This window comes from Micromonospora sp. NPDC005220, assembly GCF_040607895.1.
GTDB lineage: Bacteria > Actinomycetota > Actinomycetes > Mycobacteriales > Micromonosporaceae > Micromonospora.
In genome coordinates this window covers 31,045-50,250 of record NZ_JBEXHP010000041.1, presented here as the reverse complement: position 1 = coordinate 50,250, position 19,206 = coordinate 31,045, and the positions used below count along the sequence as shown (strand labels likewise).

21 protein-coding genes are annotated in these 19,206 nt (G+C 71.0%); 8 read left to right on the top strand and 13 right to left on the bottom strand.

What is annotated here, in order from left to right; translation table 11 throughout:
* Positions 1–71: 71 nt before the first annotated feature.
* On the top strand, positions 72–1,316 hold the full coding sequence (gene xseA, locus ABZU52_RS17490) for an exodeoxyribonuclease VII large subunit (protein ID WP_354972040.1): 1,245 nt from the start codon (positions 72–74) through the stop codon (positions 1,314–1,316).
* Positions 1,317–1,361: 45 nt separating this feature from the next.
* Positions 1,362–1,583 carry an exodeoxyribonuclease VII small subunit gene (locus ABZU52_RS17485; RefSeq protein WP_030328827.1) on the top strand — a complete coding sequence of 74 codons (222 nt, stop codon included), beginning with the start codon at positions 1,362–1,364 and terminating at the stop codon, positions 1,581–1,583.
* 48 nt (positions 1,584–1,631) lie between these two features.
* Here the strand turns inward: ABZU52_RS17485 and ABZU52_RS17480 are convergent, their stop codons facing one another.
* Both ABZU52_RS17480 and ABZU52_RS17475 read right to left on the bottom strand, forming a co-directional pair.
* Complete coding sequence (locus ABZU52_RS17480; RefSeq protein WP_354972039.1) at positions 1,632–2,477, bottom strand: hypothetical protein; 846 nt, start codon at positions 2,475–2,477, stop codon at positions 1,632–1,634.
* Positions 2,478–2,684: 207 nt separating this feature from the next.
* Entirely contained in the window at positions 2,685–3,329 is a 645-nt protein-coding gene (locus ABZU52_RS17475; RefSeq protein ID WP_354972038.1) for a DUF4245 domain-containing protein, read from the bottom strand.
* 160 nt (positions 3,330–3,489) lie between these two features.
* On the opposite strand from ABZU52_RS17475, the gene glpX reads away from it, so the two are divergent.
* Together glpX and ABZU52_RS17465 are read left to right on the top strand one after the other, a co-directional pair.
* A complete protein-coding gene (gene glpX / locus ABZU52_RS17470; protein WP_354972037.1) occupies positions 3,490–4,521 on the top strand; it encodes a class II fructose-bisphosphatase in 1,032 nt (343 codons plus the stop codon).
* A complete protein-coding gene (locus tag ABZU52_RS17465; protein ID WP_354972036.1) occupies positions 4,518–5,489 on the top strand; it encodes a DMT family transporter in 972 nt (323 codons plus the stop codon). Before glpX ends, ABZU52_RS17465 begins: the two co-directional genes overlap by 4 nt.
* Before the next feature lie 7 nt (positions 5,490–5,496).
* On the opposite strand, the gene ABZU52_RS17460 is transcribed toward ABZU52_RS17465, so the two are convergent.
* A complete protein-coding gene (locus ABZU52_RS17460) occupies positions 5,497–5,682 on the bottom strand; it encodes a hypothetical protein (RefSeq protein ID WP_354972035.1) in 186 nt (61 codons plus the stop codon).
* Between the two features lie 272 nt (positions 5,683–5,954).
* Between ABZU52_RS17460 and ABZU52_RS17455 the strand changes: the two genes are divergently transcribed.
* Positions 5,955–6,077 carry a hypothetical protein gene (locus ABZU52_RS17455; protein WP_354972034.1) on the top strand — a complete coding sequence of 41 codons (123 nt, stop codon included), beginning with the start codon at positions 5,955–5,957 and terminating at the stop codon, positions 6,075–6,077.
* A gap of 450 nt (positions 6,078–6,527) precedes the next feature.
* Here ABZU52_RS17455 and ABZU52_RS17450 read toward each other — a convergent pair whose 3' ends face one another.
* The 6 genes from ABZU52_RS17450 to ABZU52_RS17425 all read right to left on the bottom strand — a co-directional run bounded on the left by ABZU52_RS17450 (position 6,528) and on the right by ABZU52_RS17425 (position 11,847).
* Positions 6,528–7,496, bottom strand: a complete 969-nt coding sequence (locus tag ABZU52_RS17450) for an NAD(P)/FAD-dependent oxidoreductase (protein ID WP_354972033.1) — start codon at positions 7,494–7,496, stop codon at positions 6,528–6,530.
* A 106-nt stretch (positions 7,497–7,602) separates the two neighbouring features.
* The gene (locus tag ABZU52_RS17445) at positions 7,603–8,256 is read right to left on the bottom strand and encodes a rhomboid family intramembrane serine protease (RefSeq protein WP_354972032.1); all 654 of its coding nucleotides are present in this window, start codon (positions 8,254–8,256) and stop codon (positions 7,603–7,605) included.
* A 109-nt stretch (positions 8,257–8,365) separates the two neighbouring features.
* Entirely contained in the window at positions 8,366–9,043 is a 678-nt protein-coding gene (locus ABZU52_RS17440; protein ID WP_354972031.1) for a lytic transglycosylase domain-containing protein, read from the bottom strand.
* A 276-nt stretch (positions 9,044–9,319) separates the two neighbouring features.
* On the bottom strand, positions 9,320–10,735 hold the full coding sequence (locus ABZU52_RS17435) for a PhoH family protein (RefSeq protein WP_354972030.1): 1,416 nt from the start codon (positions 10,733–10,735) through the stop codon (positions 9,320–9,322).
* A 400-nt stretch (positions 10,736–11,135) separates the two neighbouring features.
* Positions 11,136–11,471 carry a hypothetical protein gene (locus tag ABZU52_RS17430; RefSeq protein WP_354972029.1) on the bottom strand — a complete coding sequence of 112 codons (336 nt, stop codon included), beginning with the start codon at positions 11,469–11,471 and terminating at the stop codon, positions 11,136–11,138.
* Positions 11,472–11,502: 31 nt separating this feature from the next.
* The gene (locus ABZU52_RS17425; protein ID WP_354972028.1) at positions 11,503–11,847 is read right to left on the bottom strand and encodes a hypothetical protein; all 345 of its coding nucleotides are present in this window, start codon (positions 11,845–11,847) and stop codon (positions 11,503–11,505) included.
* 264 nt (positions 11,848–12,111) lie between these two features.
* Between ABZU52_RS17425 and ABZU52_RS17420 the strand changes: the two genes are divergently transcribed.
* The 3 genes from ABZU52_RS17420 to otsB all read left to right on the top strand — a co-directional run bounded on the left by ABZU52_RS17420 (position 12,112) and on the right by otsB (position 13,962).
* Positions 12,112–12,555 (top strand): XRE family transcriptional regulator, encoded by a 444-nt coding sequence (locus ABZU52_RS17420; protein WP_354972027.1) that lies wholly within the window; start codon positions 12,112–12,114, stop codon positions 12,553–12,555.
* A gap of 162 nt (positions 12,556–12,717) precedes the next feature.
* Positions 12,718–13,071, top strand: a complete 354-nt coding sequence (locus tag ABZU52_RS17415) for a hypothetical protein (RefSeq protein WP_091394345.1) — start codon at positions 12,718–12,720, stop codon at positions 13,069–13,071.
* Between the two features lie 66 nt (positions 13,072–13,137).
* Positions 13,138–13,962: a trehalose-phosphatase gene (gene otsB / locus ABZU52_RS17410; RefSeq protein ID WP_354972026.1), complete on the top strand. Its 825-nt coding sequence runs from the start codon at positions 13,138–13,140 to the stop codon at positions 13,960–13,962.
* 45 nt (positions 13,963–14,007) lie between these two features.
* Here otsB and ABZU52_RS17405 read toward each other — a convergent pair whose 3' ends face one another.
* The 4 genes from ABZU52_RS17405 to ABZU52_RS17390 form a co-directional block, all read right to left on the bottom strand.
* The gene (locus ABZU52_RS17405) at positions 14,008–14,778 is read right to left on the bottom strand and encodes an isoprenyl transferase (protein WP_354972025.1); all 771 of its coding nucleotides are present in this window, start codon (positions 14,776–14,778) and stop codon (positions 14,008–14,010) included.
* A gap of 31 nt (positions 14,779–14,809) precedes the next feature.
* Complete coding sequence (locus tag ABZU52_RS17400; RefSeq protein ID WP_354972024.1) at positions 14,810–15,952, bottom strand: geranylgeranyl reductase family protein; 1,143 nt, start codon at positions 15,950–15,952, stop codon at positions 14,810–14,812.
* 388 nt (positions 15,953–16,340) lie between these two features.
* The gene (locus tag ABZU52_RS17395) at positions 16,341–17,192 is read right to left on the bottom strand and encodes a hypothetical protein (RefSeq protein WP_354972023.1); all 852 of its coding nucleotides are present in this window, start codon (positions 17,190–17,192) and stop codon (positions 16,341–16,343) included.
* Between the two features lie 31 nt (positions 17,193–17,223).
* The gene (locus ABZU52_RS17390; protein WP_354972022.1) at positions 17,224–19,074 is read right to left on the bottom strand and encodes a phosphoenolpyruvate carboxykinase (GTP); all 1,851 of its coding nucleotides are present in this window, start codon (positions 19,072–19,074) and stop codon (positions 17,224–17,226) included.
* Positions 19,075–19,206: the final 132 nt, after the last annotated feature.

Here is a 19,206-nt window from a genome sequence, read left to right as displayed (position 1 = left end):
GTTTGCGTCAGAAACGCGCCCAACGCTGACGCAAACCTCTTGATCACCGGGAGGGTCCGTAGGGTGGGCGGGTGACCGACGGTGGGCGGGTGGGAAGCAGCGGGGGCGGCGGCGGGGCCAGTAGCGCCGAGGAGCCCTGGCCGGTGCGGGTGGTCAGCCAGAAGGTGGGGGCCTGGATCGCCAAGCTGGGCTGGGTGTGGGTGGACGGGCAGGTGGCGCAGATCAGCCGCCGCCCCGGAGCCAGCACGGTCTTCCTGACCCTGCGTGACCCGTCGGCCGACCTGAGCCTGACCGTGACCACCAACCGGGACGTCCTGGACGCCGGGGCACCGGAGCTGCGTGAGGGTGCCCGCGTGGTGCTGCACGCCAAGCCGGAGTTCTACGCCGCCCGGGGCACGCTGAGCCTGCGCGCCGACGAGATTCGCCAGGTGGGGCTCGGTGAGCTGCTGGCCAGGCTGGAGAAGCTCAAGAAGCTGCTCGCCGCCGAAGGGCTCTTCGACCGCGCCCGCAAGCGTCGGCTGCCGTTCCTGCCCGGCCGGATCGGGCTCATCACCGGTCGCGCGTCGGCGGCGGAACGGGACGTGCTGACCAACGCCCGACGGCGCTGGCCGGCGGTGGAGTTCCGGACGGTCAACGTGGCCGTGCAGGGCCCGTCCGCGGTGCCGCAGATCATGGACGCGCTCAAGGTGCTGGACGCCGACCCGAGCATCGACGTGATCATCATCGCCCGTGGTGGTGGCGGCATCGAGGACCTGCTGCCCTTCTCCGACGAGGCGCTCTGCCGCGCGGTGTTCGGCTGTCGTACGCCGGTGGTCAGCGCGATCGGCCACGAGACGGACGCGCCACTGATCGACTACGTCGCCGACGTCCGCGCCTCCACCCCGACCGACGCGGCCAAGCGGGTCGTCCCCGACCTCACCGAGGAGGTACGCCTCATCGGCCAGGCCCGGCACCGCCTCGAACGAGCGGTGCGCAACCTGGTCGACCGGGAGACGCACCGGCTCGACGGGCTGCGTTCCCGGCCGGTGCTGGCCCGGCCCCAGGTGATGGTGGAGCAGCGTGCCACCGAACTGACCGCGCTGCGGCAGCGGGCCGGCCGCTGCCTGGAGCATCGGCTCAGCGCCGCCGAGGGTGACCTGCGGCACACTCTCGCGCGGCTGCGTGCCCTCTCCCCCGCCGCCACCCTCGACCGGGGGTACGCGATCGTCCAGCGCGCGGACGGCCACGTGGTCCGCGCCGCGGCGGAGGTCGGCAAGGGCGACCCGCTGCGGGTACGACTGGCCGACGGTGAGCTGGCCGCCACGGTCGATGGCTGAGTGGCGACGCGGCGCGGCGGGGAGTGGTGTGCTGAGATGAACGCGATGACTGACGACACGAAGGCCGGGCCGGACGAGCGGCTCAGTTACGAGCAGGCCCGCGCCGAGCTGGCCTCGGTGGTGGAGCGGCTGGAGGCCGGCGGCACGTCCCTGGAGGAGTCGCTGGCACTCTGGGAACGCGGCGAGGCGCTGGCGGTGATCTGTCAACGCTGGCTGGACGGCGCGCGGGCGCGGATCGACGCCGCCCGGCAGGAGCCGGCTTCCTGACCGCAGCCGCGTCGGGTGGGGTGGCCGGAGCCACCCCACCCGGGTACGTCAGTTGAACAGGCTGTACAGCTCGGCCGGCGCCTCGACGACCTGGTCCGCCGGCGGCTTCTGCGCGGCGGTGGCGGCCCCGTAGTCGGAGTAGGTCATCCGGATCTCCTGGGCGGCGGTCTGCCCGGCGGCCGGCAGCTGAAGCACCAGCTCACTGAGCCGGCCCTGCGGGTCCACCTTCGCGGTGAACGGGACGGTCTTCGCCTGGGTGCCCAGCGCGGCGATCGTGGCGGCGTTCAAGGACCCCGCCTCGGCGGCCTTGGTGACGTCGATGGTGCCGGCGTACGCGCCGGTGCCGGTGCTGCGGACCTCGGTGATGCCCTGGGTGAGCACCGCACTGCCGGCCGGGTCGACCTTCTCGAAGTCGAAGCCGAGGTTGCGGTTGCCCTTGATCCGGTTCTGGTCCAGGTGCTGGTACTTGCCGAGGTTGAGCTGCTTGATGGCGGGCAGGCTGTTGGCGGTGGGGCCGCTCAGCTCCAGCTTGACCCAGCTGTCCGGCTTGTAGTGGATCACGTCGAGCTTCATCGCCAGGTCGGACGAGGGGCCACCGATCGAGATCTTCATGGCCGCGCTCTGGCTCGGCTGGTGCACCAGCCCTTCCGCCGTCGAGCCGGCGCCGGCAAGCGTGAACCGGAAGTTCCCGTTGCTGATCTCCTTGGTGGAGTCGAGCAGGGCCTGCTTGGCGTCGCCCGCCACCGGGGTGCCGGACGGGCTCGCCGAGCCGGACGCGCTCACTGTCGGGGACGGCGTCGATCCGGCGGTGCCGGTTCCGCTGGCGCACGCGGCCAGGGCGGGCGTGATCAGAGCGGCGGCTACCAGGCCGGCGCCGAGTCGTCGAACAGTCATATGTGTCTCCCAAGGGGGTCACCCGACGACCTGGGGGGCGCCGGAAACCGGGCGACGCAGCAGCACCGTCGGCTGCGTCGCGCGATCCGGGCCGAGCAGCGCGCCCGGATCACCCCCTCCTTGTTCCCTGTCGACGCGTCGGACAATCACCCTTCGGGCCGGTTGCCCAGATTCGACGTCAGTGGGGACATCGATCGCCGGGTCCGGTCAGCGCAGCGAGCCGGCCAGTTCGCGGAGTTCGTTGTCCCGGGCGTCGCCGATGACGATCACCGTGCGGGTCGGTTCCAGCAGGACCAGCGCCTGCTGGTTGCCCCGGGCGGTGTAGAGCTGCCAGGTGCGCCCGGCCAGCTCGGTCGGGCCCTGCGGCTGGCCCTGACTGGTCAGCTCGGCGGGGAGCAGACGGTCCGCCGGGACGCTGCTCTGCAACAGTTGGACGCCCCGCCCCTCCGGAGTGACGTAGCCGAGTCGCAGGTTCGCACCGCCCTCGACGGTCTGGTAGCGGGCGCTGACGGTCGACCAGCCGGAACCGAGCCCCTGTGGCTGGCTCACCGGAAAGACGTTCGCCGAGCGGGCCTGCTCGATCGCGGGAGCCGGATCGACGGTCGTGGGAGAGTCGCCGCCGAGGAACCCCCGGTAGAACGCCAGCAGCAGCGCGATCGGGACGAGCAGCACGAGCAGCGAGATCGCCATGTCCTTCGTCGACCGCTCGGACTTGGCGGACACCGCCGGCGGCGGCGTCGGATCGGTCGCGGCGGGCTCACCACCGGGGCCGGCGGGGACGTCGGCCGGCGGCTGACCGTCGGGCGGCGTGCGGTCGGCGGGTACGCGATCGGCTGGCTGTGCGGGTTCCACCCCTCCATCTTCGCAGCCGCCCGACCGGCGGTATCCGGGCCATCACCGCCCCGCGCCGACGCCCGGTCGGCCATCGTGTGAGGATCAGCGACAAAGCCGGCAGTGGGGGCATCCCTGCCGCCGGGTCGTCCCCGCACCGTCGCGAGGAGGAGTAGCCGTCATGACGAACACCAGGACGCGGATCCCACAGGATCTCGACCGAAACCTCGCCCTCGACCTGGTCCGGGTCACCGAGGCCGCGGCGATGGCCGCCGGCCGGTGGGTCGGTCGGGGCGACAAGGAGGGCGGCGACGGGGCCGCTGTCGACGCGATGCGCAAGCTGATCAACTCGATTCAGATGCGCGGTGTGGTGGTGATCGGCGAGGGCGAGAAGGACAACGCCCCGATGCTCTTCAACGGCGAGCACGTCGGCGACGGCACCGGCCCGGAGGTGGACGTCGCCGTCGACCCGGTCGACGGCACCACCCTGATGAGCAAGGGCATGCCGAACGCCCTGGCCGTGCTCGCCGTCTCCGAGCGGGGGGCGATGTTCGACCCCAGCGCCGTGTTCTACATGGAGAAGCTCGCCGTCGGGCCGGTGTACGCCGACGTGATCGACATCAACGCCGGGGTGGCCGAGAACCTGCGCCGGATCGCCAAGGTCAAGGGCACCGACGTCTCCGAGGTGACGGTCTGTGTGCTGGACCGCAGCCGCCACGACGACCTGGTCGCGCAGATCCGCCGTACCGGGGCGGGTATCCGGTTCATCTCCGACGGCGACATCGCGGGTTCGATCGCGGCCGCCCGGGGCGAGTCGGACGTCGACGTGCTGATGGGCATCGGCGGCACCCCGGAGGGCATCATCTCGGCGTGCGCGCTGAAGTGCATGGGCGGTGCGATGCAGGCGAAGCTCTGGCCGCGTGACGAGCAGGAGCGGGAGAAGGCGATCGCCGCCGGGCACGACCTGGACCGGGTGCTGGGCACCGATGATCTTGTCACGGGTGACAACTGCTTCTTCGTGGCGACCGGGGTCACCTCCGGCGACCTGCTGCGCGGGGTGCGTTACCGGGCGGGCGGCGCGTACACCCAGTCGATCGTGATGCGCTCGAAGAGCGGCACGATCCGGGTGATCGACTCGTACCACCGGCTGGAGAAGCTGGCGCTCTACTCCGCTGTCGACTTCGATGGTCGTCCGTTGGCCGAGCAGGAGTGACAAGCACCGACACGGCGACCCCGCAGACCCTGTCGGCCGCCCGCCGGATCACCGGCGTCGCGCTGGCGTCGACCTCTGGGGTCGCGGTGGCGGTGCAGTCGCGCATCAACGGCGAGTTGGGGGTACGCCTCGCCGACGGTTTCGCCGCCGCCGTGGTCTCGTTCGGCATCGGCCTGCTGGTGCTGCTGGTGCTGGTGCCCGCGACGCCCGGCGGCCGGCGTGGGCTGGTCGCGACCCGGCAGGCCCTGCGGACGGGCGCGCTACGGCCGTGGCAGTGCCTCGGCGGGATGTGCGGGGCGTTCCTGGTGGCCACCCAGGGTCTCACCATCGGCACGCTGGGCGTGGCGGTCTTCACGGTGGCGGTGGTCGCCGGCCAAAGCGGCAGCAGCCTCGCCGTGGACCGGGCCGGGATCGGGCCGACCGGCCGCCAGCCGATCACCCGGCAGCGGCTGGCCGGCGCGGTGCTCACCGTGCTGGCGGTCGGCCTGGCGGTCGGCGACCGACTTGGTGACCTGAGCGCGCTGGCCCTGGCCCTGCTGCCGCTGCTCGCCGGGGTGGGCATCGCCTGGCAGCAGGCCGTCAACGGTCGGGTCCGGGCGGCAGCCGACAGCGCGTTGACCGCCACGCTTGTCAATTTCGCCGTCGGCACGGCCACCCTGCTCGTCGCGTTCGCGATCGACATCGCGGTACGCGGCTGGCCCAGCGGCCACCTGCCGACCGAGCCGTGGCTCTACCTGGGCGGCCCGATCGGCATCGTGTTCATCGCGATCGCCGCCGCGATCGTGCGCTTCACCGGCGTGCTGCTGCTCGGCCTGGCCACCATCGCCGGGCAGATCGTGGGTGCCGTCCTGTTGGATCTGATCCTTCCCACGGCGGCCTCGCACCCCGGGGTGAACACTCTGCTCGGGGCGGCACTGACCATGGTTGCCGTGCTGATCGCCGCGCTGGCGCCACCCGCCCGCCGCTGACCGGTTCTCACTCCCCGAGGTCGGGCCGGTTGGCGGCAATCCACTTCTCTACGTCACGCCGACGCCACACCTTCCCCATGACCAACTGCGCAACGGGGTCAGGGAAGCCCTTCTTGTTGGCGATGATGTTCGCTCGCTGACGGGAGATACCACCGAGCATCGCCCGTATCTCCGCAAGCCCAACGAGGTCCATACCTTGACGGTAGGCAACTGCCTGTGTTATCGCCGGGCCAACGTTTCGGGTAGTCGGCTCGGGTAGTTGACTAGTGACAACTCCAGCGAGACTATGGTGAGCATGTCGTCGCACACCGCAACGCCTGCTCATCGCCTTTCGATCTCCGCTGGGCACGCGCCCGTCCGCCCGATCTGGGTCTGCCGGCGTGGCTGCGGTCCCTGGCCGTGCCCGTCCGCCCGCCTGACCCTGCGAGCGGTGTACGACGACGACCCGGCGGGCTGGCCATCGAGATGGCGGGATACCTGTTCGACGCGACCGGGGACCTGGTGCGGCTCAACGCCGACGAGATGCCCGGACCAGAGGCGCTGTTCACTCGGTTCGTCGGGTGGACCAGGCGCACACCGCTCAGCTAAATGATCGGTCGCGGACGTGTCGCGGCGAGTTGACCTCCGACTGTCGACAGGGACCAGACGCTCCCATGCGGCACGACCCCGACCCCCGCCATCGCTGGCAATCTTGGACACTTTCCGTTAGCTGCTAACGGAAAGTGTCCAAGATCTACCCTGTCAACCGCCTCCCGCGCCCCGGGGCGGCATCGCCGGCACGGGCCGTCACCCCGCCGGGAAGGCCGCCTTCAGCACATGGTCGTTGACACCAGCACCACCAGGCCAGCAGGGCCGGCAGGGCCAGCAGGGCCAGCAGGGCCAGCAGGGCCAGCAGGGCCAGCAGGGTGACCGTATGGCACAGCCACGCCGACGTCGTCGGCGCGCCGTCACGCGGCTTGTCGAACCCCTGTCATCCCCTCAGGGTCCGGTCGACCCGTCTCGATCCGGAGGCGGACCGGTCAGCGCCCGATACGACTGTCAGCCGGCGTCGGAGGAGTGCCCGGGAAAGAGGTGGGCGCTCGGGTCGATGGCCACGGCCGCGTTGTTGACAGCCGTCGCCGCCTCACCGAAGCCGGTGGCGATCAGCCGGACCTTGCCCGGGTACTCGGTGATGTCACCGGCCGCGAAGACCCGCGGCAGGTTGGTGGCCATCGCGCTGTCGACAAGGATGTGCCGCCGGTCCAGTCGTAGCCCCCACTCGGCGAGCGGGCCCAGGTCGGCGGTGAAGCCGAGGGCGGCCACCACGGTGTCCACCGGCAACGTCTCGGTCGCGCCACCGCGCACGGTCACCTCGGCGCCGGTCACCGTGCCCTCCCCGATCAGCCTGGTCACCTCGGCGTTGACCACCACCCGCACCGGCAGGGAGAGCACCCGGGCGACCGTCGAGGCGTGCGCCCGGAACTTCTCCCGTCGGTGCACCAGGGTCACCGACCGGGCCAGCGGTTGCAACGCCAGCGCCCAGTCGAAGGCGGAGTCGCCGCCGCCGACGATCAGCACGTCCCGGCCGGTCAGCTCGGTCGGCTCGGTGACGAAGTAGACGATCCCCGAGCCGGGTGCGCCGTCGGCGCAGGGCAGCGGCCGCGGGCTGAAGCTGCCGAGCCCGCCGGTGACCACGATCGCGCCGCAGGAGAGCTGCTCGCCGCCGGCCAGGCCGAGCACCGGGCGGCCGTCGGCGTACGCGAGCTTCTCCGCCCGGTTGCCGAGCAGGTACTGCGGACCGAACGGGGCCGCCTGGGCGACCAGGTTGGCCACCAGGTCACGGCCCTTGATCGCGGGGAAACCGGCGACGTCGAGGATCAGCTTCTCCGGGTACATGGCGGTGACCTGACCACCCGGCTCGGGCAACGCGTCGATCACCGCCACCGACAGCCCCCGGAAACCGGCGTAGTACGCGGCGAAGAGCCCGGCCGGACCGGCCCCGATCACGGCGACATCGACCTCGCGCATGGCGTACCGTCGCTTTCCGCTTACGGATCAACGCGTGCTGATCTCGACCGTAGGCGGACGGCGGCGGTCGGGCAAGCACGTCCCAGGGGCGCGCCGGAGATTCGCCTCAGGGCAGGCTGAGGGTGGAACCGGAGTAGTCCGGCCCGTCCACGGTCGGTCGCCGCCGACGGAACAGGATCGCCGCCACCACCCCGCCGAGCAGGCCGAACAGGTGACCCTGCCAGGAGATCCGCTCGTCGGTGGGGAGGATGCCGACGAGCTGCCAGCCGTAGAGCAGACCGACCAGGAGGAAGACCGCGAAGTTCCACCAGCTGCGCTCGACGATGCCCCGGGTGAGCAGGATGCCCAGGTAGCCGAAGATGACGCCACTGGCGCCGACCACCACCGAGTTGGGCGAGCCGGTGAACCACACGCCGAGCCCGCTGACCAGGATGATGACCAGGGTCGACCAGAGGAACCGGCGGGCGCCGGCGGCGAGGACGAAGGTGCCCAGCAGGATCAGCGGGATGCTGTTGCTGTAGAGGTGGTCGAAGCCGTGGTGCAGGAACGGGGAGAAGAAGACCCCGTCCAGCCCTTCGATGCGTTGCGGGATGATGCCGGCGGTGGCGTCCAGGCCGAACGCGAGCCCCTGGTCGACGGCCTCGATGAGGAAGAGGAACGGGACCACCGCGCACATGGCGACGAACGCCCGGCCGAGCGAGGCGTAGAACGCCTCGGTGCCGAACCGGTAGGGGTCGCCGCTTGGCGGGTGCAGGGTCACTCCACAACTGCTATCAGCAAAAGCGGCCGACCGCCACTCGCGTCCCGTCCGGGGGTACGCACAGAGGCAGGGCGGGTGCTGCTCCACCCGCCCTGCCTCTGAAAGGCCGTCAGTAGTGGCCGTTGTTCTGGAAGTAGGTCCAGGCGCCACAGGGTGACTTGTACCTGCCCTTGATGTAGCCCAACCCCCAGATGATCTGGGTCGCCGGGTTGGTCCGCCAGTCGGACGCGACGGAGCCCATCTTGCTGCCCGGCAACGACTGCGGAATGCCGTACGCGCCGGAGGACGAGTTGCTGGCCTTGTGGTTCCAGCCGCTCTCCTTGGTCCAGAGCTTCTCCAGGCAGGGGAACTCGGCGATGCCGAAGCCCTTGTCGATCATCAGGGCGCAGCCGATCTTGCGGTTGCCGCTGTACTCCGCGCAGGACGCCGGGATCTGCCCGTCGTACGGCTTGGCGGCCTCGTTCGCCGCCGCGCGTTCGCGCTTACGGGAGGCCGCGGCGGCCTCGGCCTTGCGGGCCCGCTCGGCGGCCTCCTTGGCGGCCTCGGCCGCTCGCAGCTTGGCCTGGTACTCGACGGCCCGCTGCTTGGAGAACTGCACCCGGTGGGCGGCCTGCCGCTCACGCTGGTACGCGAGGTCCGCTCGATCGACCTCGACGCTGACCTGGTCGGTCAGGGCCTGTTGCTGGGTTTCCCGGTCTTCGCCCAGGTAGAAGCCACCGGCAACGCCCACGGAGAGCAGCGCTACAGCAGCCGTACGGGCGCCCAACCGGCTCCACAGCCGACTCACGAAGTGGTCCCTTCGTCGGGAGCAAGGACGTGGCGCGGCGCAGGCCAGAGGTGGCCGTCAGCCGTGCCACGAGCGCCCCGACCGGTTGCCGGTCGCGCCGACGCACCGACCTTCGCCGATGCCGTCCGTCTCGGGACGAACGATCACCAACGATTCCGATGGTGCGTGGACGCTCGTTGGACACGATTGCGCACAGTGAGGCTGATGGGAAACCAACCAGGCTGTTTGTGATCTGCGCCACACGTAGAATGCGGACAAAAGCCCACATAACCCCCGTCAGATGGGGATGTCCTCCAGAAGGTCCGTGACCATCGCGGCGATCGGCGACCGCTCCGAACGGCTGAGGGTGACGTGCGCGAAGAGCGGATGACCCTTGAGCGCTTCGATGACAGCCGTCACCCCGTCGTGCCGGCCGACCCGCAGATTGTCCCGCTGGGCCACGTCGTGGGTGAGCACCACCCGGGAGCCCTGCCCGATCCGGGACAGCACGGTCAACAGCACCCCGCGCTCCAGCGACTGGGCCTCGTCCACGATCACGTAGGCGTCGTGCAGGCTGCGCCCGCGGATGTGGGTCAACGGCAGCACCTCCAGGATGCCCCGCGAGGTGACCTCCTCCAGCACGTTCTCGTGCACCACCGCGCCGAGCGTGTCGAAGACCGCCTGGGCCCACGGCGACATCTTCTCCGACTCCGAGCCCGGCAGGTAGCCCAACTCCTGGCCACCGACGGCGTACAGCGGGCGGAACACGATCACCTTCTTGTGCCGGCGGCGCTCCATCACCGCCTCCAGCCCGGCGCAGAGCGCCAACGCCGATTTGCCGGTGCCGGCCCGGCCGCCCAGCGAGACGATGCCGATCGACTCGTCCAGCAGCAGGTCCAGCGCGATCCGCTGCTCGGCCGAGCGGCCGTGCAGCCCGAACGCCTCCCGGTCACCCCGGACCAGACGTACCGACTTGTCCGGCAGCACCCGACCGAGCGCGGAGCCGCGCGCCGAGTGCAGCACCAGACCGGTGTGGCAGGGCAGCCCGGCCGCCTCGTCGAGGTCGAGCGTCTCGCCGGCGTACAGCTGGCCGATCTGCTCCTCGCTCAGCTCCAGCTCCGACATGCCGGTCCAGGTCGGGTCGCTGGCCTGGCCGTGGCGGTACTCGTCGGCACGCAGACCCACCGAGGCCGCCTTGACCCGCAGCGGCATGTCCTTGCTGACCAGGGTCACCTCCCGCCCCTCGGCGGCGAGGTTGAGCGCGACGGAGAGGATCCGGGCGTCGTTGCTCTCGGTGCGGAAACCGGGCGGCAGGACACCGTCGTCGGTGTGGTTCAGCTCCACCCGCAGGGTGCCGCCGACGTCGTTGGCGGGCACCGGGCGGTCGAGTCGGCCGTGCCGAACCCGCAGGTCGTCGAGCATCCGCAGCGACTGCCGGGCGAACCAGCCCAGCTCCGGATGGTGCCGCTTGCCTTCCAACTCGGTGATGACCACCAGGGGCAGCACCACCTCATGCTCCGCGAACCGGTGGAACGCCGCCGGATCGGAGAGCAGCACCGATGTGTCCAGGACAAAGGCCTGGCCGGCTGGTCGTGGCTCCTTGGGGTCGGCCGGCGCGGCGGCCGCCGAACGGCGGCTCCTGGTGGCGCGGCGGGTCGTGGCAGTCGCGGCCGGGGTCTGGTCGGCACCGGCGGTGGTACGGCGAGTCGTCACAGGCCTGCTCCGACGGATGGGCACCCGCCACCCGTGTTCCGCCTCCTCCGGTGCCCGGGGACACGGGGTCGGATGCGGAACCCCGTGCGCGAGGTCGCAGATCCGGGCGGACCGGCTGGCTCGGGAGAACCCCGTGCCATGCCTAGACGCTAGCCCCGCCGGACCTTCCCGGCTAGAGGTCGGACGTGGATCTCCCAAGACGCGCTCGTGAACACCGTTCCGACCTGGCCCACACCAGCCAAGAGGCGCGGCGGAACCGGCCGGGATGCATGCCCCCTGCGCGCATCCCGGCCGGTGGGGCCACCGTCACCGGTCTGACGTGACCCCGACGGTGCGTGTCCGCCGCGGACTACGCACCGCGTTCGTGGCGCCGGTCGGCGGGGTGACCGGCCGACCGACCTCAACCGGTACGTCGGACGAGCGTGCCGGTCGGGTGCCGCCCGGTGATCGGGGCGGCCGGCGCGCTGAACGACGAACCGGTGTACGTGGTGCCGGGGCGTTCGACCGCGTCGGCGGAGCGGACCACACCCGCGGGCGAGACCGACAGGGCCGAGGCGATCGCCGCCTGGGCGTCCCGACGACGCCGGTTCCAGGCGCCCCGGTCACCGTCGAAGTAGCCCTGCCGGTAACCGAAGCGGTAACCGATGCGGTAGCTGAGCTGCCCGTGCAACCGGCCGGCGGCGTAGCTGGTGGCCCCGAGCACCAGGACGAGGAACACCGCGAGAAACGGGCTCATCGGGCAGCTCCGGCCCAGCCGGGACGCCAGGTCATCGCTCCTCCGGCTCAGTTGTGGTGGGGTCGGCGACGAGCAGCCGGTCCAGGTCGTCGGTGCTGACCTCCTCGACCAGCTCGACGCTGATCCGGCAGCCGTCCAGCACGACTTCGGCCACCGAGGACCGGCGGATCTCGCCGCCGGCGTCGTAGACCCGGACGCTCAGCTCCGGGCAGCCGAGATGGGTACGCCAGGCGTTCCATTCGGCACGATCACCGACGCTCAGCGACAGGTAGCGGCAGCCTCGGGCGAGGTAGAGGCGCCAGGGGGCGGTCAGCCCCGCGGCGACCCCCTCGGCGATCAGCCCGAAGGCCTGGGCGCGGGTGGCGAGCTCGGTCACCACGACCCCCTGGCACCGGGGGCATGACGCATGTGAGCACCAATCGTCTCATGCACGTGACACACCGTAGATTGTCCCATGGGCGTGACAGTATCAGCTTTTCGTCCGCTTACGTTCGCCACTACGTTCATCTATTCTGCCCGCGTGACACCCCTCAACAGTGGCACCGACTCGTTTACCGGAAATCCGAATCCTTTGTCACGTCCGCGTGACAGTGGCGCGCCGGGGCGCACACCCGCGGCCGGCTGGCCGTACCGTCACGGGGTGACCGAGACGGCCAATGCGCGGAAGATCGCCTTCGCCACCTTCGTCCGGCGGGCCCTGGACGAGGCGCGGGCGACCCGAGCCTGGAGCGGCACCGAGGTGTCCCGGCGCACCGGCGTCTCCCGGCAGACCATCAACCGGTGGGTGCGGGGCGACTGGGCCAGCGACCCGGAGGCCGAGCGGGTGGTCGCCTTCTGCGAGGGCCTGGGGCTGAACCCGGCCGCCGCCTTCGCCGCGCTCGGCTGGGACCGCACCGCGGCCGGCCCCCGCACCGGCCAGGCCGCCCCTCCGATGGACCCGGACGTGGAGGCGCTGCTGCGCCGTCTCATCGATCCGCAGGTGTCGGACGCGGAGAAGTTCCACATCCGCGAAACCATCAGGTACCTCGCATACCGCCCAACGTTGCCGGTCGATGTCCAAAAAAGGGGCAATCAGGCAGGCTAGTTCCTCAGATAGCGAAAGAACGCCTGGTCGGGTTCATTCGTTTGCCTCCGGGGCCGGAACGGGCACGCTAGCGTCCCTATTCGTACTGCTTGGGCTCGTCATCGGCGGGGGGACGGGACAAGGCCGAACCCAGCCCTGCGGGACAGAAGGAGGGGTCTGTCCATGACCCTGAAGTGGTTGGCAGTCGTGGTCGCAACGGTGTCGGTGACACTGTGGGCGACCGGCAACACGGTGACCCTCGCGGTCGACGGCGGGCAGCTTCCGCTGCTCGTCAACCTCTTTGCGCTCATCACCGCCGGCACCGCGGTCGTCCTGGCCGTCGTCGCCGAGCTGCACGAGCGTCTGAACAACCGAATCAGCGCGCTCACCGAGTTCCTGGTGGCACGGCTCAACGAGATCGAGAACCACACCGGCGATCGCAACACCGGGTTCGTGGAGGGCTACCTGTTGAGCCACGGCCAGGAGGCGGCGGTGGTGCCGTTCGGTCGCCGCGGACGAGGAGCCGCCGAACGCTGATCGCATACCGCTGAACGGGTAGCTCGGCCAGGAATGAGCCTGGATCGCCGGGGTACGCTGACGCGCGTGCCGCCGTTGAATCTGGGCAATCAGCAGCCGAGAACCCCGTTGAACGCCGACCAGGCCTGGCGGACAACCGCCAGCCGGGCGGCCGGGACCGTGCTCTTCTTCGACTTCGACGGCACGCTCGCGCCCGTCGACGACGATCCGACCGCGGTACGCCCGGCGCCCAAGGCGTTGGCCGCGATCGAGGCGCTGGCCCCGATCGTGCAGCGGGTCGCGATCGTCTCCGCCCGACCCGTCGAGTTCCTGAGGGATCAGCTCGGCGGGCTCGTCGGCGTGGACCTCTACGGCCTCTACGGGCTGGAGCACAGCCACTCGGGCGGGGACACCGTCACCGAACCGGCCGCGCTGCCCTGGGTGCCGACCATGGCGGAGCTGGCCGACCTGGCTCGGGCGGAGCTGCCGCCCGGCACGCTGGTGGAGTACAAGCGGCTTTCGGTCGCGCTGCACTGGCGTACCGCCCCGCAGCTCGGCGCGACCGTGCAGCAGTGGGGGCAGGCACAGGCCGACCGGCTGGGGTTGCGCTCGCAGGCCGGGCGGATGGTGCTGGAGCTCAAGCCGCCAGTCGACCGGGACAAGGGCATGGTGATCGGCGAGGCGATCAAGGGGGCCACCGGCGCCTGGTACTTCGGCGACGACGTCTCCGACATCAAGGCCTTCGCCGCGCTGCGCGCTCGCGCCGCCGCCGACCCGGACTTCCTCGGCATCTGCGTGGCGGTGGCCAACCCGGAGACCGGCCACGAGGTGGCCAACGCCGCCGACCTGACGATCGAGTCGCCGGCCGCCCTGGGCGACTTCCTCACCCGGGCGCTGACCCACCTGCCGTGACCCACCTGACCTGACCGAGCGGCGACCGAGGGCGTCGCCGCCGGGTCAGGCGCCGTAGCGGCGTTGCCTGGTGGCGTACGAGCGCAGCGCCCGCAGGAAGTCGATGTGCCGGAAATCCGGCCAGTTGAGCTCGCAGAAGTAGAACTCCGAGTGCGCGGACTGCCAAAGCATGAAACCGGACAGCCGCTGCTCGCCACTGGTGCGGATGACCAGGTCCGGGTCGGGCTGGCCCCGGGTGTAGAGGTGCTCGGCGATGTGCTCGACGTCCAGCACCTCGGCCAACTCCTCGAGCGTGCCGCCGGTGGCGGCGTGCTCCAGCAGCAACGACCGGACCGCGTCGGTGATCTCCCGGCGACCGCCGTAGCCCACCGCGATGTTGACCTCCGCGCCGCCGGTGCGCTCGCGGGTGCGCTCCTCGGCCCCCTTGAGCGCCGCCGCGGTCTGCGCCGGCAGCAGGTCGAGCGCCCCGACGATGCGCAGCCGCCAGGGGTTGCCCTCCTCGGCCAGCTCCACCACCAGATCCTCAATGATCTTGAGGAGAGGGTCCAGCTCACTGGCCGGACGGCGCAGGTTGTCGGTGGCCAGCAGGTAGAGGGTCACGTGCCCGACGCCGGCCTGGTCACACCAGCCGAGGACATGCTTGATCTTCGCCGCGCCGACCCGGTGCCCGTCGTTCGGGTCGACGAAGCCCATTTCCCTCGCCCATCGGCGATTGCCGTCGCACATCACCCCGACGTGCCGGGGCACCGGCTTACCCGCGAGCTTCGCCGTGAGCCGGCGCTCGTACACGGAGTAGATAAGGTTCCGCAGCGTCATCACCTAGCAGCGTAGCGACCCTTGCGCCAGTTCACTGCCTCGGAGCCCCATCCCCGCCGCCCAGACCGACGCCGATCATTGCGAGCGTACGAGCGGTGAGGCGTCCGTCACCCAGTCCCAGCTCGACCACGTCGTAGAACACCCGGTCGTCCCGACGGGCGGCCCGGACCGCCGCGTCCACCACCCGGCGGCGCCGGGCCAACCAGGCCGCGACCGAACTGTGCCGCAGGTGGGTGCCGAGGCGACGACGCAACCCGTCGGCGTAGCGGCCAACCGCACCCTCGGGCGAACGGGCCGCCGCCGACCCGGCCAGCGCGCCGGAGAGCAACGCGTAGAAGATCCCCTCCCCGGTGAACGGATTGATCAGTGACAGCGCGTCGCCGGCCAGCAGCGTGCGCCCCCGCCCCGGCGTCGGCCGGTGGGTGGAGAGCGGCAGGTGATGGGCGCGCAACGCGGTCACGGTCGCCAGGTCGGTGCCGGGCAGCAGCGCGGCCAGCCGGTCCAGCAGGTACGCCCGGCTCAGCGGCTCACCGCGCAGGACCTCCCCGTACCCGACGTTCGCCCGTCCGTCGCCGATCGGAAACGACCAGGCGTACGCCGGCCAACGCGCCTTCGAGGTGACGATGAGCTGCTCGGCCGGGCCGGGCAGAGCCGGGGCGTACCCCCGGATGGCCAGCGCGAGATGCCGGTCCGGATTCTGCGGATGGCCGAGCGCCCGACGGACCACCGAGCCGGCGCCGTCCGCGCCGATCACGACCCGCCCGGACACCTGCCCGTCCAGCACCACCCGGTCGGCGCGGGGCTCGACCTGGCGCACGGTGTGCCGGCGCAGCTGCGCGCCGGCGGCCACCGCGGCCGCCACCAGCCGCGCGTCGAAGACTTCCCGGGGCACGGTGTACGCGGGTCGGGGCAGCGCCCGAGCCACCGCACCGCCACCCGGCGCGATCATGCGTAACGCGGGCAGCGGCGAGTAGCCCGCCACCGCCTCGGTCACCCCCAGCTCGGTGAGCACGTCCACCGAGTGCGCGGCGATCCCGTCACCACATGCCTTGTCCCGGGGAAAGTCGGCCCGGTCCAGCAGCAGCACGCTGGCACCCGCCCGGCGCGCCGTCAGCGCGGCAGCCGCCCCGGCCGGCCCCGCCCCCACCACCACCACGTCGAACTCGTCGCCCACCGCGCGCCTCCCTCCAGTCCGACGCGGCACGGCCGCTCCCGCCGGGCGACCCGGTCGGCCTTGCGCGGCCGGACGCCCCGACGATCGCCGCAGCCGTCCCGACGCCGACGCTGTGACCGACGCCACCCGCCATCCTGCCCCCTGCCCGCCCGCGAAGACCGCTCCCGCACTGGACCGACCCGTCTCACCCCCCTCCTTTGCTCTGCACCCCGATAGGCGACAGTCGCGGACGGTAACCGTCGCGTCCGCGGGTGCAGAGCAAAGGAGGATGCAGAGCAAAGCAGGGGCTGGGCAGGGGCTGGGCAAGGGCTGGGCTCTGGTCGGCCGCCGGGTCGGCACCCAGCGGCGTCGGTGCGGGGCCTCGCCGCGCTCAAGGGTTGGGCTCAGGTTAGGCGGCGTCGGGGGCGCGGGCGGCGCGGCGCAGACCGTAGAGCGTCAGCGCCGCGGCGGCGAGTAGCGGGGCTCCGTCGCGGACCAGGCCGTCCACGCCCAGCAGCCACCAGCACAGCGGCAGATCCACCGCGAGTACGGCCACCGTGACGACGACCAGCAGCCCGCGCGCCCAGTCCTTGCCCCGCATCAGGAACGCCGTGCAGAACAGCACGGCGTAACTGGCGGTGATGCCCGCGCCGAACCAGAACAGCACGGCCGGTACCGCGGTCAGTCGACCATCCAGGATGGAACCGCCGGCCACCAGGGCCGGCACCAGCATCAACGGGCTGTAGGTGAAGGCCGCCACCCGGCTGGTCAACAACCAGGCGCTGGCCTGTGGTCGGCGTGGCGGGGTTTCCCGCCAGGAGATGCCGTCCCGGTCGATGACCAGGCGTGGACGGTGCCGGACCAGGTGCCCGGCCAACGCCGACGAGCGGTAGAGCATCCAGACCACCGCGGCACAGAGCGCGGTGAGGATCGCGAAGCCGAGCAGGCCGGGCAGCGGCGGCACCCCCTGCCGGGGCACGATGAGCCGGCCGACCGCGAAGATCGTGGTGACCGCGAGGATCAGCCCGAACGGGCGCGCCGCCGTACGACCCCGGCGCACATGCCCGATCACCAGCAGGAAGCCGAACGAGCGCAGCATGGCCCAGCCGGTCCGGACGGCCAGCCCGAAACCCTGCTCCGGGGCGTACCACCAATTGAGCAGCTCGACCACGACGGTGGCCGCCGCCGTCGTCGCCAGCAGGATGGTCAGCACCCGGACGGCGGACGGCCGCCGGACCTGGGTCTCGGCGGCCGTCCTCATGGGATCCGACAATGCCCGCAGGGGGCGGTCTTCACACCTGGCGCTGCGGCTGTTCGGCGTCGAGGCGGGCGCGCAGAGCGTCCAACTCGGCCCAGAGCACACCGGGCAGCTTGTCACCGAACTTTTCGAACCACTCGGTGATCATCGGCAGCTCGTTGCGCCACTCGTCCGGGTCGACCTTCAGCGCGATCCGGACGTCCTCCGGGGTCATGTCCAGGCCCTCGACGTCCAGGGCGTCCTGCGCGGGGACCATGCCGATCGGCGTCTCGACCGCGTCGGCCGTGCCCTCGATCCGCTCGACGACCCACTTGAGCACCCGGGAGTTCTCCCCGAAGCCCGGCCAGAGGAACGAGCCGTCCGGGTCCTTGCGGAACCAGTTGACGTAGTAGATCTTCGGCAGCTTCGCCTCGTCGCCGTCGGTGCCCTTGCCCATCTCGATCCAGTGCCGGAAGTAGTCCCCGGCGTGGTAGCCGATGAACGGCAGCATCGCCATCGGGTCCCGCCGGACCACGCCGACCGCGCCGGACGCGGCGGCGGTCGTCTCCGAGGAGAGCGTGGCGCCCATGTAGACGCCGTGCACCCAGTCGCGGGCCTCGGTGATCAGCGGGACGGTGTCCTTGCGGCGGCCGCCGAAGAGGATCGCGTCGATCGGTACGCCGTTCGGGTCGAAGTACTCTTCGGCGAGGATCGGGCACTGGGTGATCGGGGTGCAGAACCGGCTGTTCGCGTGGGAGGAAAGGCTGTCGCTCTCCGGCGTCCAGTCGTTGCCCTTCCAGTCGATCAGGTGCGCCGGCGGCTCACCCATGCCCTCCCACCAGACGTCGCCGTCGTCGGTGAGGCCGACGTTGGTGAAGATGGAGTTGCCCCGGTCCAGGGTGCGCATGGCGTTGGCGTTGGTCTTCCAGTCGGTGCCGGGCGCGACGCCGAACAGGCCGTACTCGGGGTTGACCGCGTAGAGGCGGCCGTCCGGACCGAACCGCATCCAGGCGATGTCGTCGCCGATGGTCTCGACCTTCCAGCCGGGAATCGTCGGCTCCACCATCGCGAGGTTGGTCTTGCCGCAGGCCGACGGGAACGCGCCGGCGATGTGGTAGACCCGACCCTCCGGTGAGGTGATCTTGAGGATCAGCATGTGCTCGGCGAGCCAGCCCTCGTCCCGGCCCATCACGCTGGCGATCCGCAGCGAGTAGCACTTCTTGCCCAGCAGCGAGTTGCCGCCGTAACCCGAGCCGTACGACCAGATCTCCCGGGTCTCCGGGAAGTGCGAGATGTACTTGGTGTCGTTGCACGGCCAGGCGACGTCCTCCTGGCCGGGGGCGAGCGGGGCGCCGATCGAGTGCAGCGCGTGCACGAAGTCCGTGTCGTCGCCCATCCCCTCCAGGACCCGGGTGCCCATCCGCGTCATGATGCGCATCGAGGCGACCACGTACGGGCTGTCGGTGATCTCGACACCGAACATCGGGGACTCGGCCTCGACCGGGCCCATCACGAACGGGATGACGTACATGGTGCGACCGCGCATGGAGCCCCGGTACAAATCCGTCATCGTCCGCTTCATCTCGGCCGGCGCCATCCAGTTGTTGGTGGGGCCGGCGTCCGCCTCGTCGACGGAGCAGATGTAGGTGCGCTCCTCGACCCGGGCGACGTCCGTCGGGTCGGTGCGCGAGTAGAACGAGTTGGGCTTCTTCTCGGGGTTGAGCCGGATCAGGGTGCCGGCCTCGACAAGCTCATCGGTGAGGCGGCGCCACTCCTCGTCGGACCCGTCCACCCAGACGACACGGTCGGGGGTGGTCAGTTCCGCGACCTCACGGACCCAGGCGAGCAGTTTCGGATGGGACGTCGGGGCCTGATCGATACCCCGCACAACAGCCGGAGCAACCATGACACATCTCCTTGTGGTCGACGCTGACCGATCTATGGGATGCACGAGACTCGGCGGCGCGATGCGTCGCCTTCGTGGAAACCTGGGATTGGCCTCAGCGTAAACCGGGCAGCCTTCCGAGTCAGTGGGACA

What these genes read in the sequence shown, in the direction of transcription:
- ABZU52_RS17485 (WP_030328827.1), top strand. Translation starts at nt 1,362, where the DNA reads ATGACTGACGACACGAAGGCCGGGCCGGACGAGCGGCTCAGTTACGAG.
- ABZU52_RS17480 (WP_354972039.1), bottom strand. Translation starts at nt 2,477, where the DNA reads ATGACTGTTCGACGACTCGGCGCCGGCCTGGTAGCCGCCGCTCTGATC.
- glpX (WP_354972037.1), top strand. Translation starts at nt 3,490, where the DNA reads ATGACGAACACCAGGACGCGGATCCCACAGGATCTCGACCGAAACCTC.
- ABZU52_RS17460 (WP_354972035.1), bottom strand. Translation starts at nt 5,682, where the DNA reads ATGGACCTCGTTGGGCTTGCGGAGATACGGGCGATGCTCGGTGGTATC.
- ABZU52_RS17455 (WP_354972034.1), top strand. Translation starts at nt 5,955, where the DNA reads ATGGCGGGATACCTGTTCGACGCGACCGGGGACCTGGTGCGGCTCAAC.
- ABZU52_RS17450 (WP_354972033.1), bottom strand. Translation starts at nt 7,496, where the DNA reads ATGCGCGAGGTCGATGTCGCCGTGATCGGGGCCGGTCCGGCCGGGCTC.
- ABZU52_RS17430 (WP_354972029.1), bottom strand. Translation starts at nt 11,471, where the DNA reads ATGAGCCCGTTTCTCGCGGTGTTCCTCGTCCTGGTGCTCGGGGCCACC.
- ABZU52_RS17415 (WP_091394345.1), top strand. Translation starts at nt 12,718, where the DNA reads ATGACCCTGAAGTGGTTGGCAGTCGTGGTCGCAACGGTGTCGGTGACA.
- ABZU52_RS17405 (WP_354972025.1), bottom strand. Translation starts at nt 14,778, where the DNA reads ATGACGCTGCGGAACCTTATCTACTCCGTGTACGAGCGCCGGCTCACG.
- ABZU52_RS17395 (WP_354972023.1), bottom strand. Translation starts at nt 17,192, where the DNA reads ATGAGGACGGCCGCCGAGACCCAGGTCCGGCGGCCGTCCGCCGTCCGG.
- ABZU52_RS17390 (WP_354972022.1), bottom strand. Translation starts at nt 19,074, where the DNA reads ATGGTTGCTCCGGCTGTTGTGCGGGGTATCGATCAGGCCCCGACGTCC.